This window comes from Arenibacter antarcticus (assembly GCF_041320605.1).
Classification (GTDB): Bacteria; Bacteroidota; Bacteroidia; order Flavobacteriales; family Flavobacteriaceae; genus Arenibacter; species Arenibacter antarcticus.
In genome coordinates, this window is record NZ_CP166679.1 from 805,407 (window position 1) to 823,882 (window position 18,476).

Here is an 18,476-nt window from a genome sequence, read left to right on the forward strand (position 1 = left end):
TAGAGAAGATTCCAAAAACACTAACTTTACAATAACCATGCATACCTGTTTTATATCTATCAATGGAATATTCAATAGTGAACATGGCTTTAGAAGGCATCCAAATAAAGGTTTTATAGCACATAAAATTAAAACTCCTGCTTCCCGAACTCGCTTTCGATGAACTTTGATTTATTCTTATTTTTATTAAAAGTATACGACAAATTTAGGAATACAACATCTACCTCATACACGTAATTGGTTGTGGTATAGAACTCGTTCTTCCTAAAAGTGGTAATACGTTGTTCATTACTATCCAACAGTCCCATATCTATGTTCTGCCACTGTAAGGTAGCCACAAGTCGACTGTCTAGAAAAGTCTTCCGTAGGGACAAGCTGGGCGAATAGAACCGGGAATCTTCTCCCTGTGCTGTATTCCGTGCAGAAATATAGTTAAAAGTAAACTGCGCGGAGGCGGTATCCGAAAAATCTACCGTGCTGTTCGCATTGATAGAATAGATAAAAGCATCACTATCAACGCTCCTTCCGTCATATTCCCCATCAATGGCATACCTATAAAGATTCGCTCCTATAAAGTTCGACCAATTCTTGGTCGGTTTCAGTTGCGCACCAAGTTCTAGTCCCACTGAACGGCTGTCCCCAACATTGGAGTAGATCCGGTTGAGGATGGTATCGTTATAAATGGTATTGACCCGGTTGACCAGATTCTTAACATCCCTGTAGTATGCCGTTGCATAAACAGAATTCCCGTCCCCAAAATTCTTTGTCACGCCCAGCTCAAAAAGATCGATGAATTCTGGACGGAGGGTAGGATCTCCCTGCTCTAAGGTCTCCGAATGCTCCCTTTCTGGAAATGGGTTCATCATAAAGGTGGTGCTGCGTTCTACGCGTTTACTGTAGGCGGCCTTAAGTTTCGTATTGTTCTCAAAAGTATATTGCACTGAAGCCGAGGGAAAGGGTTTAATGTAATCATAGGTATAGGTTGTGTCTACCGTGCCCAGCTTGTCGCGCAGGTCAAAGATACGGTCCATACCCTCTACACGGACGCCGGCGGCATAGTCCCATTTATCCTTATTGCCTGTAAACTGAATATAGGCGGAATGGAGGTCCCTCACAAGGTCTACTTCGCTTGAAAAATCGGATATCAGTTCAAATTCGCCTGTGTCATTGTTCTTTCTATCATAGACAAAATCTCCTTTATGGTCCAGCTTCCGGTATTGGTACCCGGTTTCTAATTGTCCGAAAGAAAAAGGTTTCCAGGCATAGTCCACTTGTAATCGGATTCCGTTCAACGGATTGTCGTTGGTATTGTATTCCTGCTGATAAATAATGTTGTTATCTGGATGACCAAGGTTATCGTTTACCGTGGGCCCTCCCAACATGGTATATTCATATAAAAATGAGGTGGAAAGTTTAGAATCGTTTTTAAAAGTATGCCCATAATCAAAACTACTCAAAACAAAATCACTTCTTCTGATACGTAGGTTATGGTTATAATATTGAAAAGTGCTTAAACGTTCCCCGTCTTGTGCAGGGGTGATTTGGTGGTTATCAAAATAGGTGATGTCCGCCAAACGATCCTTTTGTCGCTTTCCGGCATAAAAACCCAAAGAATAGGCATTTCGCGAATCGGGCGTAAAATCTACTGTGAACCTTCCGCTGTAGTTAACCTCATCAAAACTGCGTTCCCCATTGGAGGGAAACTGGGTGAGGGTATCGTTGATAATGGTAAAGACATCGCCCTCGCGCCTACCCCCAAGATCGTTGCGCTGGTAGTTACCGCCAAGAGAAATGTTCCAATCTCCTTTAATCATATTATACGTACCGTCAATGCCATAGCGCTGGTGTATAACGGCATTGTCATATTTTTCTATGGATGGCAAACCACCCTTTACATTGATCTGAGCAAAAGCACCATCGGCGGCCCCCTTTCTGGTGATGATGTTGAGGATACCAGCCTTGCCTTCGGGATCGTACTTGGCGGAAGGTGCCGTTATGACCTCCACACGTTCTATGGCGTTGGCTGGAAGCTGGTTCAACAGTGCCGATGCATTGCCTTGTACCGGGTTGCCGTTTAGCAGCACAACAAATCCCTTACTGCCACGTACGCTAATTTCTCCCAGTCCGTCTACAGTAACAGAGGGAATGTTCCTTATAATATCGGTAGCACTCCCACCTTGGGCGTTCTGGAATTTTGTGGCATCGAATACCTGCCGATCTATTTTATTTACCACGGTGGCCCGCTCTCCCTTTACAATCACTTCGTTCAATTGGTTTTCTCCAATAAAAAGTGAGATGGTCCCCAGATGAACTGAAGAGTTCCTGTTCTGCACTTGGATATCGCGAACGATCTCGGGCTGAAACCCGATAAAGGAGGCCTCTAGATAATAGGTCCCCTTTTTTACATCGGGGATGATAAAAACACCATTGATATCGGTAATGACTCCCATAACCAATTCGTCGTTTCCCTGATCGAATAGGGCTGCGGTGGCATACTCCAAGGGATAGTCCCCATCTACTAATTTTCCGCTGATCTGTGCGGATGCCAAATGGGTGAAGCAGATAATTGTAAAAACAAATAGAATCGGTATTTTCATTAGAAATAGGACATCGATTAATAAACGTCCAAATTACGGTTAACAAGTGATTTATTTGTTTATTTTTTCCAAATATTCTTTTAAAAAACGTTGGTCATTTTTATCGGAATCACCATATTTTTTTCGCATTTCTTTTACTCTTCTGTGCATCATATCCCTAATCTTAGCATATCCCGGATCATTATAAACGTTTCTCAATTCATTGGGATCACTTTCCAAATCATATAGTTCCCATTCATCAATATCATAATAAAAGTGTATCAACTTATATCGATCTGTACGTACTCCATAATGGCGTTTTACCATGTGTATAGAAGGATATTCATAATAGGTGTAATAAATAGCATCACGCCACTCCGTCTTTTCATTGTTTAGTAGTTTACGAAAAGATTCCCCCTGCATTTTTTTAGGAATTTTAACGCCGGCATACTCCAAAAGCGTTGGAGCATAATCAATGTTTTGTACCATTCCGTCAATATCAGTTCCTGGTTTTATTTCTTTGGGATAAGATATTAACAAAGGTGTCCTAAGCGATTCTTCGTACATAAATCGCTTATCAAACCAACCGTGTTCTCCCAAATAAAAACCTTGGTCCGAGGTATAGACAACAATGGTATTTTCGTCAAGTCCATTTTCTTTTAAGAAATCCAACACCTGCCCTACTCCCTCATCTACAGAAGCAATACTTCCTAAATAATCCTGCATATAGCGTTGATACCGCCAATGCATCAATTCTTCAGGGGACATGGTGGGGTATATCGTTTTGAAATGTTCATTGATAGGTCCGTAAATAGAATCCCATGAAGCTCTTTGCGCAGCGTCCATTCGTCCTAGATTATTTTTTAAAGCCTTAATTCCCCAGTTTGAAGTTTCGGTTATTCCCAATTGCTCCATAACCTCAGGATAAATTTTAGAATCACCCGCCCAGTTCATATGATGTAGAATATTCATCTCAGCCTTCTTTGCGGCAGTTCCTCGGTTACTATAATCATCAAAGAGTGACACTGGTTCTTTAAACTTCATTTTGGTATACTCCGAATAATATTTTTTTGCTGGAAGCCATTCCCTATGGGGCGCTTTTTGATGATAAAGCACACAAAAAGGTTTGTCTTGGTCTCTATTGGCCAACCATTCCAAAGTAAGTTCGGTCGTTATTTCAGTAACATATCCCGCTAGTTGTTGCTTCTCTCCGTTGATAATAAAATCGGGGTTGTAATAATGGCCCTGTCCAGGAAGAACCGCGGAATAATCAAAGCCTTGGGGCAACCCATCCAAGTGAATCTTTCCAATTAACGCCGTTTGATACCCATTCTGCTGTAATAGTTTGGGAAAGGTCTCCTGCGACCAATTAAATTCCTGAACATTATCTACCTTTCCATTTACAAAACTATGCTTCCCTGTAAGCATTGCCGCCCTACTAGGCGCACATATAGAGTTGGTAACGAAAGAATTGGAAAATATAGCTCCGTTTTTTGCTATTCTATCGATATTGGGGGTGTTGTTCAACTTATGACCATAAGCGCTTATTGCTTGGTAGGCATGATCGTCGCTCATAATAAACACAATATTGGGTCTTTTTGAGTCTATTCCCTTATTCTGTGCGAAAGATATGGCTACCATCGCCATCATCATTAGGAAGTTAAGTGTTTTTCTCATTTGTTTTGGTTGATTGTTTTCATAAAACTATTGGACTACGGTTTACATGGAAAAATATAAGGGTCCCAGATACTTATCCTTTCCCTAATTATCCGCCAAATGGTTCGTCCCGTTCGGATCTTCTTCTATATCGAATAAAAGTAACTTATTTATTTTTAGTTAGACCAGGAGAATGATTTTTGCGACAACATAAAGTAATGCTTTTATTTGTTGGACCCTAGATCTCAAGGGAGCTTGCGAGTCTTTATTAATTCCACAATAAAGACACATTGTCTCAAATAGTAAAGCCAGACCGATTTTTCAAAAGAAATTCCCGTCTGGCTTTTTTTTTAGTATTTAAAAAATTTATTCTCCTGGGGAGAGTCTCATGGCTCCTAAATAATAGAACCCGTAGGCATTGTTATTATTCTCTCCAGCCGTAACGGTTACGGCAATGTTTCCATTAACATCGGGTTTAATTTTAGTAGCACAAGCTGTTTCCCCTTTATTATTTGCTGTTTGTACGCCTACCGTTTTTGTATTCTCACCGGAGACAATATATTTAGTTTCTCGATTGTCTTCAACCCCAGCTCTAGAACCAAAGAAGCATAAATTATAGGTGGTATCCAGATCAAGACCAGCAAGAGTAACCTGAGCTTGCTTGATTTCTAACTCTCCCCAAGCCTTCTGACTATTACCGTAAAAGGATTCGGTAGAGATATCAGCAATCATGTCAAAGTCCGAAGTGGTATCTTGTTCTCCATTTTTATTTATTGTACTAAATCTTTGAGTTACGGTCAGCGATATATTCGTGAAATCATCATTTTCATCTTTTAAATTAAAAATGGAAGCTCCTTCGAGATGGTTGCCCAAAGTATTCCATTTCGGAGCAATTTTATTTCCAAAGTTTATCAAAACATCAGCTTTCAACGGTTCTATATTACCTACCGCATAATTAGAAAATAGGGTCACCTTGTCCGGATTTAGCACCGCAGCATGAGCAGAGTGCTGTGCAATTTCAGCTTCTAAATCAGAAAGTCCGTCTGGTTTAAAAGTATTCCCCACTACACTAATTGAGGTAAGGGCTTCAAACCAAGTACAGGCAGCAGTATATCTCCCTATTCCAAGACTGAGATGATATCCATCCCGGGTATAATTATCGCCAATTAAAGTATTACGCCCATTTTGAATAGCTGTACCTGCTGGTATAAGGTAATCCATACCAAAGTCTAGCTGCGCCTTTCGCACTGCATCTACTATGGCTTCATACATAACTATTTGATCCCTTCCGTAGTTGGGAAAGTTTGCGTGAGTAGAATTTTTTGAATAAGCCCAAGTTTGATGAAGTATATATTGAACCTCGGTATTAGTACTACGTTCCTTAACATATTCAACCAAAGCTGGTAATGGGGTTATAAAAGTTTCATATTTCCCCGAATTGCCGCTCACCTGCTGAAAAGTGATGTAATCCCAGTTTTCATCCGTAACTGCAGTTTCAATAGTAGTTTCAGGGGTATTGGATTTGCTACCGTCTTCCGCAATTTTCCTGTATTCATAAGCAGCTACGTTGTCTTGAGCATTTTTCCAATGTTGCTCAAGAGAAGCTCCCCCTTTGTATACGTTTCCAATTACAATGGCAACATCTTCAGCTGAGGCGAGTTCATAAAGGTAGTTCTCTACGGCATCCATAGAAAAACTATTCCCAATGGCTAAAACTTTTAAGACACCATCATCCACATCTCCTTTAACTGTTATGTCGAAACTTGTTGTAAGCTCTCCATCTGAAGAAGAAAAAGTAATATTGGAAGTCCCTTTTTTAATAGCCGAAATAATCGCAGAATAATCCTCATTGATCTTTATTTCAACGACCTCTGGGTTGCTTATAGTCCAATCATATGTTCTTGTGGGCTTAATATTGGGCGTAAAAGTAGGTTTTACCGTTAAATCTCCGCCAATGTTCAGCGTTGTAGATTCTATACGAACCTCAACAGATTGCTCTTTAGGTTGAACTACCTTAAGGCTACCACAGAACATAAGGGTTGAGGATAAAAAAACAACCATCAATGCCTTCGAAACCCCTTTACAATACCGAATTAATCTACTCATAATTATCTAATTTATTTTAAGATGTCCTTACTGCCAACTTTCATAATGGAGTCATATGATTTTGAACAGTTTCCGTTAAGATTGTCTTTCTGTCCTAATTTCTACCTCACCCTCGTACTTTAAAGAGTTGTGTAGTAGAAAACAGCTATCAAAATTCAGACCGTTTTTCTTAATGGATTCTTATCGCATCCAATTTTCATCATAAAGTTATTTTGGCCAAAATAGTAAAGCCAGACTGAATTTTCAAAAGAAATTTCAGTCTGGCTTTTTTTTAGCATTTAAAATTTATTCTCCCGGGGAGAGTCTCATGGCATTTAAATAAAAGAATCCATATGAATTGTCATTAGTATCACCAGCCGTAACGGTTATGGTAATTTTACCATTCTCATCAGGCTTAATATTATTGGCGCATACTATTTCTGCGGTATTATTCGCCGTTTGTAAGTTTACAGTTTCTGTGGTCTTTCCAACAACAATATATTTAGTTTCCCGATTGTCGCTAACTTTAGCTCTAGAACCAAAGAAGCATAAATTATAGGTTGTATCCTGAACTAAACCAGAAAGTGTAACCTGACCTTGCCTGATTTCCAACTCTCTCCAAACCCCCTGACTATTACCGTAAAAGGAATCACTAGAGATATCAGCTGGCATATTAAAATCCGTAGTGGTAGCGCTTTCTCCATTTAAATTTACCGCACTAAATCTTTCAGTTACCGCAATAGATACATTGGTAAAGTTATCATCTATATCTTTTAAATTGGTAATACTACCACCTTCCATACGACTCTCCAAAGTATTCCATTTCGGAGCAAACTTGAGCCCAAAGTTTATTAACACATCAGCTTCCAATGATTGTGGATTAATTTGCTCATAATCAGCAAGTAGCGTCACTTTATCCGGATTAAGCACCGCAGCATGCGCGGAATGTTGTGCAGCCTCAGTTTCTAGTTCCGAAAATCCATCTGGTTTAAAAGAATTCCCCACAACGCTGATCGAGGTAAGGGCTTCAAACCATGTACAGGCAGCTGTATACCTTCCTATACCATAACTAAGATGATATCCATCTCGGTTAAAATTATCACCGATAAAAGTATTTCGCCCATTTTGAATAGCTGTACCTGCTGGTATAACCAAATCTAATCCAAAGTCTACCTTAGCCTTTCGCACTGCATCCACTATGGCTTCATACATAACTACTTGGTCGCTTTCATAGTTGGGAAAATTCGCATGAGTGGAATTTTGTGAATATGCCCAAGTTTGATGAAGTATATACTGAGCATCAGCATTAGTGCTACGGTCCTTAACATATTTAATCAAAGCCGGTAATGGAGTTACAAAAGTTTCATATTGCCCAGAATTACCGCTTACCTGCTGAAAACTAATATAATCCCAGTTTTCATCCTTTATTGCTGTTTCAATAGTAGTGTTAGGAGTATTGGTCTTGCTACCGTCTTCCCCAATTTTTCTATAATCGTACGCAGCAGTGTTGTTTTGGGCATTTTCCCAATGATGCCCAAGAGAAGTACCCCCTTTATATACGTTTCCGATTACTATGGCAACATTTTCAGCTGAGGCAAGTTCGTAAAGGTAGTTTTCTACAGCATCCGCAGAAAAACTGTTCCCAATAGCCAAAACTTTTAAGACACCATCATCCACATCTCCTTCTACCGTAATATCGAAACTTGTCGTTAACTTTCCATCTGAAGATGAAAAAGTAATATTGGCAGTCCCTTTTTTAATAGCCGAAATAACAGCCGAATAATCCTCATTCACCGTTATTTCTACTACCTCAGTGTTACTTATTGTCCATTTATATGTTTTTGTGGGCTTAATATTGGGAGTAAAAGTAGGTGTTACTGTTACTTTTTCTCCAATATTCAGCGTCGTGGATTCTACACTGACCTCAACAGATTGTTCTACAGATTGCTCTATAGGTTGATCAGCATCATCGCTATCGCAAGAGAAGAGGATAAGGGATAAAAAAACAACCATCACCCCCTTTAATACACCTTTACTTTTTCTGAATAATTTACTCATAGTAACTTAATTTAATTTATTTAGAGTTGTCCGCTGCTGTTTCAACGGCGATATAAAATGCTCCTTCCCGATTACACTTAAATTCCTCAGGAAAACACTCAAAATCCATGTAGCCTATAAGAAAAATAACATTCAAACCATCTTTTTTAGCTTCAATTACGCTAAAGAATGGCCGTAGCTGCCCATCTGAAAAGACAGTACGAAGATGAAAATCAGTTTTAAGGACTTAAAACCTAGTAAATGAATTTTCAATTTCCTCCTATTTGTTTCCTATACAGCCACTTTCTAACTAAACGAAAACAAGTTAATAAGTCACATACCTCAGGGCAATCCCATGAGGCATACGGCAAAAACTACTGACAAAATTTCGACGCCCGCCTGAACGGAACGGGCAGGCAATCGTAAGAGCATTCAAATCTCACTTAGTGCGCAAAAAAGTAGCTTTAATTTTCACGTCTTGAAATAGGATTTCAAATCCATCTACTTTTAACCTTATAGTAAGGTCAATTAATTAGAGCGCTAGTTTATGTTTACAAATGCCCCCATAATCTTTAAGCCTGTCCGGCTGTTATGTGATAAATCCGAGGTAATAATGCTCTCTTCTACTTTAGGATCTTGCCTGTCTCCAATTCTAACAAGTTCCTCCAAGTCAGCCCCATAGATTAAAGCAGGGTTATTTTCACCAACGGGTACAATTACAAAATCTCCAAGGTTTTGCAACATCGTATTATAATTAAATGTAATACCGTTACTATCCACACCATTTTGATCGAATACCATAGCTCCTAAGGTTGAAGATTCCAGTTTTGGAGGCAAGGCATCTGCTTCATAAGTATCTACGTCCTTACCATCTACCAATTGATGGTTTCCGGAAATAATTGAATTGTAAATGTTAAGCACATTTTCGCCGCTTCTTCTATAGATACCAGCCCCAGGACCTATTGGAACTGAATTATCGGTTATAGTAGAACTAATAATCGTAACCTTAGTATTATTATACATCATTATACCTCCTCCACCGTTCTTAGAAGTGCTACTATTACCGGTTATCATACAGTTGGCCAGTATAGCGATAGAATTTTGTCTTACGTAAAATCCGGCACCATAAGATTTCCCTTTATTATCTGCTACTATGGAATTGTTCATGTAGATCTCAGCATCTGGATATCCGTGTATCCCTGCACCGGTACCCCCTTCGTTTGCTAAAATCTTGGAATTAGAGATATACATTTTGGATTCACTGACCCAAATACCGCCCACATTACTGACGGAGATATTATTACTCACCTCACTATTATCCATTGTCACTACGGAGCCTTCAAAGGCATAGATTCCTGCAACAAATTTTTCCGATTTATTTTCAATAATTCGTGTGTCGCTTATATTCACAATCGCATTTCCAATGACAACACCGCCACCATAATCCCTTCTAAATTTCACGCCATTTATTTCTGTTGAAGTCGATGCGCTACCAGCATTTCCTTCGCTAATAGTCAGTCCGTGCAAGCCCACTTTTTGCCCTTCGTCCTTAGATGCAGATACTACAACTACATGATATGAGCTATCATTTCCAGAAAGAATGGTTGTGTAATTTGACGGATCGGATTCGGTATCCTTAGTCGCATTGATGGGGTAACCACCCACCAAAGTAATATTCCTAGTTATTTCAAAAGTTCGGTCCCGCTCATCGCTAGGGTCACCACCTGTAATCGTTTCACTCGGCACATAAGTCCCTTCTGCTATATGAATGGTATTTCCACTAACGGCAATGTTTAAGGCATTTGCTAAGTTAGTAGCCTTACTCCAGGAGAGACCATCCCCACTTCCATTAGGAACCACAAAGATGTCATCCGTATTCCCAGCTTCTTGATTTACCACTATTTCACGGCTAGTATCTCCACCAATGGTAATTGTTATAATACCCGTTCTTTGATCATCGTCATTTTCGACAACGGAAAAAGATAAATTAAACCTCCCATTACCGCCACTGGTTATCTCCAAGTTTATCCAATCTACATTGGATTGAGCTTCCCAAGGTTTATTTGACAATACATCTATAGCATACTGACTATTGCTATTAGAAACATCAAATGATTCCCTTGCTACGGTTAATTTTGGAGAAAATGTGTCATCATTATTTTTGTCGCAGCCAACCAAATTCATCATTATAAATACTCCTATAAAAAATTTGGCAATCGCATTAAAATGAAATTTTCTATTAATCATTACACTGTTTTTAAGTTGGTTATATTGTTTGTTATTCTTGAACCTGAACCAATAATAAAAAGAACAAAAATAATTTTCTCTAACAAATCAAATCTAGTTGGCATGCTATCCTAATATTCAAGTATAATTTTACAACTAATACTGGTTGAAACATGAGAGATAAGTATTCGCCCCCTCTATTTTGTACTCCTTAAATAATTATTGTAAAGCAGTCGATAGCAGCCTAATAATTCTTTTTCATCGTCATAGGCAGACTCAAACATAAAAGGACCTTTGAATTCCACCTTTTCCAAGGCTTCTAAAATAAGCGTCCAATTATTTTTTCCTTTACCTGAGCAAGGAGAAAAGTGATTTTCCTGTAATCCGGTACCATCTGCTATATGGAGCGATTTTAGTCGACTTCCCATTGCCATAATCAATTCTTCGGGGTTCTTGATATGATTCATATCAATTGCAGAGCCGATAGATTCTGGAAGTCTACTCATGACTTCCACTGTTTCCTGTACAGTACGAAGCAATGGTCTCTCCCGATTACTATCTCTTAAAAGCTCTGGTCCCAGCATGTTTTCGACTACCATAGTTGCATTGATTTCCTTCACTTTTTCATTCAATGCATTAGCCGATTTTATGAACTGCACCTTTCGGAGGTCCCTTTCATTTAACCCTAAATAATAACTTGGATGAAATAGAATTATTTTTGGTTTTAGAATTCCCAACAGCTCCACCAATTTACTATGCTTGGCAACCACATCTTGGCGATCCGTTTCATTGACCAATGATAGATCTATATGCTCACCGAAGGGCATATGAATCGACCAAATTTCGATTCCAGCCTCATCCGCATTCTTTTTTGCCCATTTTAGTTTTTCTGAAATTTCCGCTTCGGAAAGTTTAAAGTTCCTATTTCCATCAATAAAAGCAGATATTCCGGATACCTCCACATAATCTACACCCACTGATTTAGCGTATTTTAAACTTTTAAGTTCAAATTTACTACCCCCAATTGGGATACTGTAACCCACCTTTAATGGTGGATCTTGAATTTCCGGCGCTACTGGGTCTGGTATATTTACTGATTCTTCTGTGCCAGAATTACAGGTGATGAATGTAACAAATATCAGTACAGTTAATAATGCGGTTCGTTTCATACCAAAATGTTTTAGTTTTAAATTACCAGTTAGGATTCTGTGTCAAATTGGGATTCAAAGCTAGATCTTCAAGCGGCAGAGGATAATAATAATCCTTATTTTCATCAAAAGAGCCACCGTAACTAAAGGGGTTTAAATTACCTGAAGTCCCATTTGTCAGTGGTCTTTGCTGAATATTAATAAGAGAAGTAACTGAACTAGGTGCTCCAGAAGCATCACCATTGTGCAGGTAGACATCGGCTATACCGTCATTATTAAAATCATAAGACCCTAACCCTGAAAAATATATTCCAAGCATAGGTTGCTCTATTTTTTGTCCTTCTTTCCATCGCATTAAATCATCCCATCTTAAGCCCTCATTAAATAATTCAATTCTGCGTTCTCTCCTAATTTCCAATATAACTCCCTTATTTTGGCCTTGGGCAACATTAGGATATAGATTTTCAAGATATTGATCGGGATTGCTATTGGCGGCAGCCAATTTTAAATGGGGCATTGCAACCCTATCCCGGAGTACGTTAATGCTCTTATCCAAGTCTGCTTGGGTAATTGTTCCTAGTTCTGCTTTGGCCTCGGCATAGATCAATAATGCTTCAGCATAACGAAAAATTATTAAGTCGAAGTAAGCTCCGCTCCATTGGTCTTTAGAAGGCAGCCCCTTAATGACCCTATAGCCTGTGGTTGTACCCGCAAGAGTGACAGGTTCGGCAGCGCTTTCACCATTTACAACAAAATTGGGACCTGCAGTCGATTGTGTTAAACGAGGGTCTCTATTCTGCATTTCTTCATAATATCCCATGGTATCATAATTGGGAAGATCGGTAAAGCGGGTTCCATTTTTGTTTAAATAACTATTGACCAGATCTTTGGGAAGGCCCCATGCACCTTGCGTTGGTGCGGTCATCAAATACCCTAAATTATGTGTTGCTTTTTCACGATCAAAATCTTGGGCCAAGATGGTTTCTACCTCATCCTGATTATTTCTTGAGAAAAGGTTTCTATAAGCAGCACCGGGTCCACCAGAGGCATATAAGGTGTACTTCCCAGCGTTCATTAGCTCCTCAGATGCAGATATCGATTCGTTAAGAAATTTCTCATACCCCCCAATACCGTGATACTTCCTCAAAGTACCTTCATAAAGTGCAATCCTCGCTTTTAATAAAAGTGCTGTGGATTTTGTTATTTTATTAAGCTCCTTTTTATCGGGAATATTGTTTACTGCATAATTTATATCTGCTAGTACGGAATCCATTACTAATTCTCGCGGATCTCTAGATTTGTACAAATCCTCATCTCCTGCATTCAACACTTTATTATGCCATGGTACATCACCAAAAGACTTTACCTTTTGAAAATAAAAATACGCCCTAAAGAAACGGGCTACACCAGAATAGTGACGCTTTGCTGCCTCATCGTCTACTTTATCGTAATTTTCAAGAAAGTAGTTTATATCGCGTAAGCGCCCCCAAGACCAGCCTCCACTACCTCTGTTAGTTGGGATTATACGGCTCCCTCGGACCCTGTCAGCCGCAATCAACGGCACTATATTGTCGGAATCTTCATCTTCCGTATATACATTATGACCAGAAAGCATGGTATAGAAATCGTTCGTTGCAACCTCCAAGTCCTTTGGAGTATTGAAGAAAAATTCGGCATCAAGTTGATCTTCTGGCGGCCTATCTAAATAATCGGTTTCACAACTAAAGAACACTAAGGTCAGGAAAACACAACTAAATCTATAAAAAAATAATCTTTTCATTTCTAAATCATTAAGAATTATTACAATAATTATAAGCCCAAATTAACTCCAAGGGAAATGGTTTTCCCCAAAGGATAATCTCTTAAATCCGCCCTACCAACGGCACTACCTGGACTAGAATAATTGATAGCCGAACCTGCTTGCTCAGGATCTACATATTTAGTTAAGTCCCCTAGTCGCCATGTGAATAGGTTCTCTCCACTAAAATAGATCCGGAGTTTCCGCACACTTATTTTTGACATTATTTCTTGAGGAAACGTATAGCCTACAGTGAGGTTTTTAACTCTTACATAACCAACATTTTCCATATAAAGATCATTCATCTCATAAAGAGAGCGATTGGACCCTAATGAAGCATACCCTCTGGATATTTGAGGAAACTTGCCTCCTTTCTCAGGTGTCCATGCACTATTTACCAAATCCTTTCTCAATAATGTTAGATAGGGCCGCTGATAAGTCCCCCAATAAATATCTCCTGTTGGATACCAATTTTGTTTTCCAATTCCAGCACCAGCCATGGAGAAATCAATACCTTTCCAAGAGGTATTGATATTAAAACCAAAATTATATTTGGGCATTGCATTACCAATAGGCACTAAATCTCCGTGATCTTCCAAGGTATAGTTTCCGCGGTCTATTTTACCGTCTCCGTTGGTATCTACGTACTTAATATCACCTGCTCTTAATTTACTCCATTCATTATTCTGAACTATGTTCAAAATATATCTATACACCTGTCCCAGATTTTGAGAAGGATTATCGAAAGAATCCTGATAGGCTTTGGCCTCCTCATCGGACTGAAATTGGCCGTCGGTACGGTAACCCCATATTTGACCAAGTTCCTGACCTTCCCAATAGGAGCTCATAAGACCTTCAGGATTATCATACTTTGTGATGATTCCCTTAAAATTGGAAACACTAGCAGATGCGTTTATGGTAAGTGGGGAACCTCCAACAATAAAGGAGTCTTTGTAGCCTAGACTTAGCTCAAAACCTGTATTCCGTAAAGATGCGAGATTTTCCCTAGGTTCGGATGCTCCAAAAGTGGAAGGTAAAGGGGTACCTGGTAAATACATACCTTCAGTTTCCTTTCTATACCAATCAAATGATGCGTTAAATTTATTCCTCATAAACCCTAAATCGACTCCAAAATCAAGAGTTTTTGTAGATTCCCAGGTGACCACCTTAGGTAAGGGGCCGGGGGCAGAAACATAGTTTAAAGGTTCGCCATGATCCATCCAACTAGACTGACCCATAGGCATCAATGATTGAAAGGTATTTACTGGAACATTTTGGTTGCCGAGCTCCCCATAAGAGGCTCTTAGTTTTAAGGCACTAACTGCGTCCTCAATTGGCTTCCAGAAACCCTCCTTGTTAACCTGCCAACCAGCTGAAATGGACGGAAAAAAGCCCCATCTACTATCCTCAGGGAATCGAGAAGATCCATCATATCTAGCATTTACTTCTAACAAATATTTATTCTTATAATCATAATTAAATCTCCCAAAATAACCTTGTACTGCCCACAAAAGAGCGGAACCATCTGCTTTTAACATTTCTGTTCCAAAAGCCAAATTAGCCTTATCCCTAATCAATAATCCTCCTTGTTGTGCAAACACCCTATCTTGGTCAAAGTCTTCTTGATTGTACCCACCTAACAACTTAAAGTGGTGAGTTTTGTCAATATCTAATTTATAGGTTGCGAAAACATTCATCGCCTTATAATAATTACGCCATCTATACTCCCCAAGCTGATTAATTCCTGCAGTCGTCAGCGTAAGTTTATCTGTGGATAAATATTCAAACTGATTATAGCGATATGTATTTGCCGTGTTAGTAATCCTATTACTATAATCAAAATTTAATTCTAAATTTTTGGTTGGCGTAAGTTTTGCTCTAAACGTATTTGTAAATTGTTCGGTGTTGTATTTACGCCAGTTATTACCCTCTTCCATAGCAGGACCACCACCTTGCCCGCCACTTCCACTTCTTCCTATATCTGTTGGAATTCCATCAACTTCATGAGGGTAAAATGCTGCTAAATCGTACCAAGTTGTCGTACTCCAAAGCCCACCATAACCATTTCGGAATCCACCAAACTCCTGACTAGATTCGCGGCTAAACAGAATGTTATTCGACAACTGCAACCACTTGGTCACATCAAAAGTGATAGTTGATTTTAAGTTATATCTGTCGAAATCAGAATCCTGAATGTTATTAATGGTTTCTCGTTTATAAATTCTTCCAGACAGATATCCTTTTATTTTATCTCCTCCTCCAGAAATAGATATATTATGAATTGAGGAAGGCTGAATATTTTTAAACAGGTAGTCGTACCAGTTTGTATCATAAAAAAACTTGTGTGAGCCATTAGCTTGTTTTTGATGAAACGGTTCTATTTCTCCATTAGCGACCATTTTAATGGTTTCCCAATCCATATCATTATATCCCGTAAAATTAGATCCGTTGTAACCAAAAATTGCCGCATCTACCGTCTTCCCATATACATAAGGGTCAGATATAAAATCTGTTCTAGTAGTAGGACTGGTAAATCCATAATTACTTGTATAATCAATTCTCATATCTCCAGACTTCCCTGTCTTAGTAGTTATCAGTATTACCCCAAAAGCTCCCCTGGCGCCATATATAGCAGCCGAAGCCGCATCTTTAAGGACCGTGACATTCTGAATATCTTGAGGATTTACTCGGCCTATTTCACCTTCAATACCATCAATCATCACTAGTGGGCCGCCCCCATTAATAGAATTAAACCCACGTATATTAATATCCGGAGTATCCGAAGGATCACCGGTATTTACCTGAATATTTAATCCGGGCATTAAACCTTGCAAAGTGCTAATGATATCTGGCGCAGCTCTCATTGCAATATCATCCGCATTTATTTGACTTATGGCTCCGGTTAAGTTCTCTTTTTTCTGAGTTCCATACCCTACTACCACAACTTCATCCAAACTATTGATATCATCCTGCATAACAACGTTTAGCTTACTCAGAGACCCCAGAGAAACTTCTTGACGAGCGAATCCTAGAGAAGAAAATATCAATATATTATCACTTTTATCCAGCACCGAAATAGTAAAGTTCCCATCAAAATCCGTTATTGACCCTGTATTGGTGTTTTTTATTTGAACAGTCACCCCAGGTAAGGGCAAGTTTTCTTCATCTACTACATTACCAGTGACTACCCGCTCTTGAGCAAAACCTTGGAAGGCAGCGAAGCAAAATAATATCAGAAATACACTTTGTAAAGTTTTCTTCATCATTAATTATTTATTAGTTTAAAGATTGGTTATTTATTCTGTAAGAATGTAAGAACAGTTGCGACTCCACGCTCCCCTTCATGATCAAATTTTTTATTATCGGTCGGGTAGTTAACGACTCCGTAATTCTTCACCCAGGCAGTAGAGGATCCTCCTCCATCTAAATTTAAAGCATCCTCACATCCCAAAGCCTTCATTATTGTGGCCAATTCAGCTATAGAAACTCCATGAGCTTGTGATGCCCTACCGTCAACAACCACTGCCAAGACACGCTTATCCGCAGTAATTCCGATCGCTGTTCTAGGATGCCTGTTATCATTAAATTTATTGATACCCCGCACTATATCTTCTCCATTTTTCATCAAAAGCGGTCCCGAAACCAATAGGGTCTCGACGTTAACATCTTCCCATCCGCTCACAGGCTTCTCATTAATCGAAACTTCACCTAAAGAATTTATCCCAAATCCACCGTTTTCCCTGTGCGAATCAAAACCTGATCGTGTTTCATTTATCACATTTCCATCCTTTTTCAAAAAAACTGTAGAGCCACCGTTTGTAGTATTAAAAAATGACCCGTTAATCGCTGCTATTGCACCAGTATTAACAGCAGCATCACTAGTTTTCAAAAAACCAGATTCAACATACTGTATATCTGCAGAAACAACATTGGGAACCGCACTGATTTCTATTACCGTAACACTTTGTTTTGAAGAAAATAATTTGTCAAAATGAAAATACTTCCAAACAACCTCATCTGAAACCTCCTTAATGATCCACTCAGCAGAAGAAATGATTTCTATATCAGTTTTAGGAATTTGGACTTCTGGCGGTTCTGTTATAGCTGATTGACCATCTTGAGAACAACCCATAAAACAAGCTGCTAGTAGCAAGGAAACAATTAAATACTTTCTCATTCTTAATATTTTATTTCGCTTCTATTCATTTTAGAGCAAAAGCATAAAAAATAATTCATTTTAACGTTAAATAAGCGTGGATAATAATATCCAATCCATGAAATTAACACGTTTTTAACGTTGTCAAACTTAGCATAATTTTAACACGAAACAAATAAAAATATAAAAAAATATAAAAAACCTTATACAAAACTTAACGAAACTCCATTTTACCACTCTAGCGTAGCCGATTTCGTCAAAAACTTCATAATTATCATAGATCTAGCTTAAGCAACACTTTAATTACTAATATCTATAGAAAAACGAGGCGCTATTATTATATGGAAAAATCAACCAGAAACAATATGAAACAAAATGAAGTTTACTTTAATCGCATAGTACTACAAGCTGTATTTTGAACTATAACCCTTTTTATCTTTATGATTAATTTTAATTTAACCATATCCCTGTGCTTGAATATGGAGAAATTATTTTCATGCTATATTACGATAGATAGGCTACAATCTAAACATTCAAGTATGACGTTTAATTTAAGAAATTGTAAACAACAAGGTCACTGTAACTCAGCTTACAACTCCCTCCCCCATTCAGCTAGCCCATTTATGGATTTGCTTTATTACTATACCGTAAAATTTGCTTGATGTACCAATATTTGGCACATTAATGTAAATTTTTAATTACGTCAAGAACTGGTACGGTAAAGGGACATCCTTTACAAAGTTAAACGGACATAGTTTACACTTTTAAGATTCATAAATTACTTGAAAAAGTGA

9 protein-coding genes are annotated in these 18,476 nt (G+C 38.6%); all 9 read right to left on the reverse strand.

All coding sequences use genetic code 11. The features are described from left to right. Window positions 1-128: 128 nt before the first annotated feature. Window positions 129-2,597: a TonB-dependent receptor domain-containing protein gene (locus tag KCTC52924_RS03425; protein WP_251808826.1), complete on the reverse strand. Its 2,469-nt coding sequence runs from the start codon at window positions 2,595-2,597 to the stop codon at window positions 129-131. A gap of 51 nt (window positions 2,598-2,648) precedes the next feature. Beyond that, a complete protein-coding gene (locus tag KCTC52924_RS03430; RefSeq protein ID WP_251808825.1) occupies window positions 2,649-4,253 on the reverse strand; it encodes a sulfatase in 1,605 nt (534 codons plus the stop codon). A 345-nt stretch (window positions 4,254-4,598) separates the two neighbouring features. After that, window positions 4,599-6,338, reverse strand: a complete 1,740-nt coding sequence (locus KCTC52924_RS03435; protein ID WP_251808824.1) for a DUF4886 domain-containing protein — start codon at window positions 6,336-6,338, stop codon at window positions 4,599-4,601. A 285-nt stretch (window positions 6,339-6,623) separates the two neighbouring features. Further along, window positions 6,624-8,375 carry a DUF4886 domain-containing protein gene (locus tag KCTC52924_RS03440; protein ID WP_251808823.1) on the reverse strand — a complete coding sequence of 584 codons (1,752 nt, stop codon included), beginning with the start codon at window positions 8,373-8,375 and terminating at the stop codon, window positions 6,624-6,626. Window positions 8,376-8,894: 519 nt separating this feature from the next. Next, the gene (locus tag KCTC52924_RS03445; protein ID WP_251808822.1) at window positions 8,895-10,601 is read right to left on the reverse strand and encodes a BACON domain-containing protein; all 1,707 of its coding nucleotides are present in this window, start codon (window positions 10,599-10,601) and stop codon (window positions 8,895-8,897) included. Window positions 10,602-10,777: 176 nt separating this feature from the next. Beyond that, window positions 10,778-11,749 (reverse strand): sugar phosphate isomerase/epimerase, encoded by a 972-nt coding sequence (locus KCTC52924_RS03450; protein WP_251808821.1) that lies wholly within the window; start codon window positions 11,747-11,749, stop codon window positions 10,778-10,780. A 22-nt stretch (window positions 11,750-11,771) separates the two neighbouring features. Then, window positions 11,772-13,508, reverse strand: coding sequence for a RagB/SusD family nutrient uptake outer membrane protein (locus KCTC52924_RS03455; RefSeq protein WP_251808820.1), 1,737 nt, complete (start codon window positions 13,506-13,508; stop codon window positions 11,772-11,774). A 29-nt stretch (window positions 13,509-13,537) separates the two neighbouring features. Beyond that, window positions 13,538-16,792: a TonB-dependent receptor gene (locus tag KCTC52924_RS03460; protein ID WP_251808819.1), complete on the reverse strand. Its 3,255-nt coding sequence runs from the start codon at window positions 16,790-16,792 to the stop codon at window positions 13,538-13,540. Window positions 16,793-16,818: 26 nt separating this feature from the next. After that, on the reverse strand, window positions 16,819-17,703 hold the full coding sequence (locus tag KCTC52924_RS03465; protein WP_251808818.1) for a phosphodiester glycosidase family protein: 885 nt from the start codon (window positions 17,701-17,703) through the stop codon (window positions 16,819-16,821). Window positions 17,704-18,476: the final 773 nt, after the last annotated feature.

Bases quoted from the DNA above. Each gene is read 5' to 3' on its own strand.
- KCTC52924_RS03425 (WP_251808826.1), bottom strand. From the start codon at position 2,597: ATGAAAATACCGATTCTATTTGTTTTTACAATTATCTGCTTCACCCAT.
- KCTC52924_RS03430 (WP_251808825.1), bottom strand. From the start codon at position 4,253: ATGAGAAAAACACTTAACTTCCTAATGATGATGGCGATGGTAGCCATA.
- KCTC52924_RS03435 (WP_251808824.1), bottom strand. From the start codon at position 6,338: ATGAGTAGATTAATTCGGTATTGTAAAGGGGTTTCGAAGGCATTGATG.
- KCTC52924_RS03440 (WP_251808823.1), bottom strand. From the start codon at position 8,375: ATGAGTAAATTATTCAGAAAAAGTAAAGGTGTATTAAAGGGGGTGATG.
- KCTC52924_RS03445 (WP_251808822.1), bottom strand. From the start codon at position 10,601: ATGATTAATAGAAAATTTCATTTTAATGCGATTGCCAAATTTTTTATA.
- KCTC52924_RS03450 (WP_251808821.1), bottom strand. From the start codon at position 11,749: ATGAAACGAACCGCATTATTAACTGTACTGATATTTGTTACATTCATC.
- KCTC52924_RS03455 (WP_251808820.1), bottom strand. From the start codon at position 13,508: ATGAAAAGATTATTTTTTTATAGATTTAGTTGTGTTTTCCTGACCTTA.
- KCTC52924_RS03460 (WP_251808819.1), bottom strand. From the start codon at position 16,792: ATGATGAAGAAAACTTTACAAAGTGTATTTCTGATATTATTTTGCTTC.
- KCTC52924_RS03465 (WP_251808818.1), bottom strand. From the start codon at position 17,703: ATGAGAAAGTATTTAATTGTTTCCTTGCTACTAGCAGCTTGTTTTATG.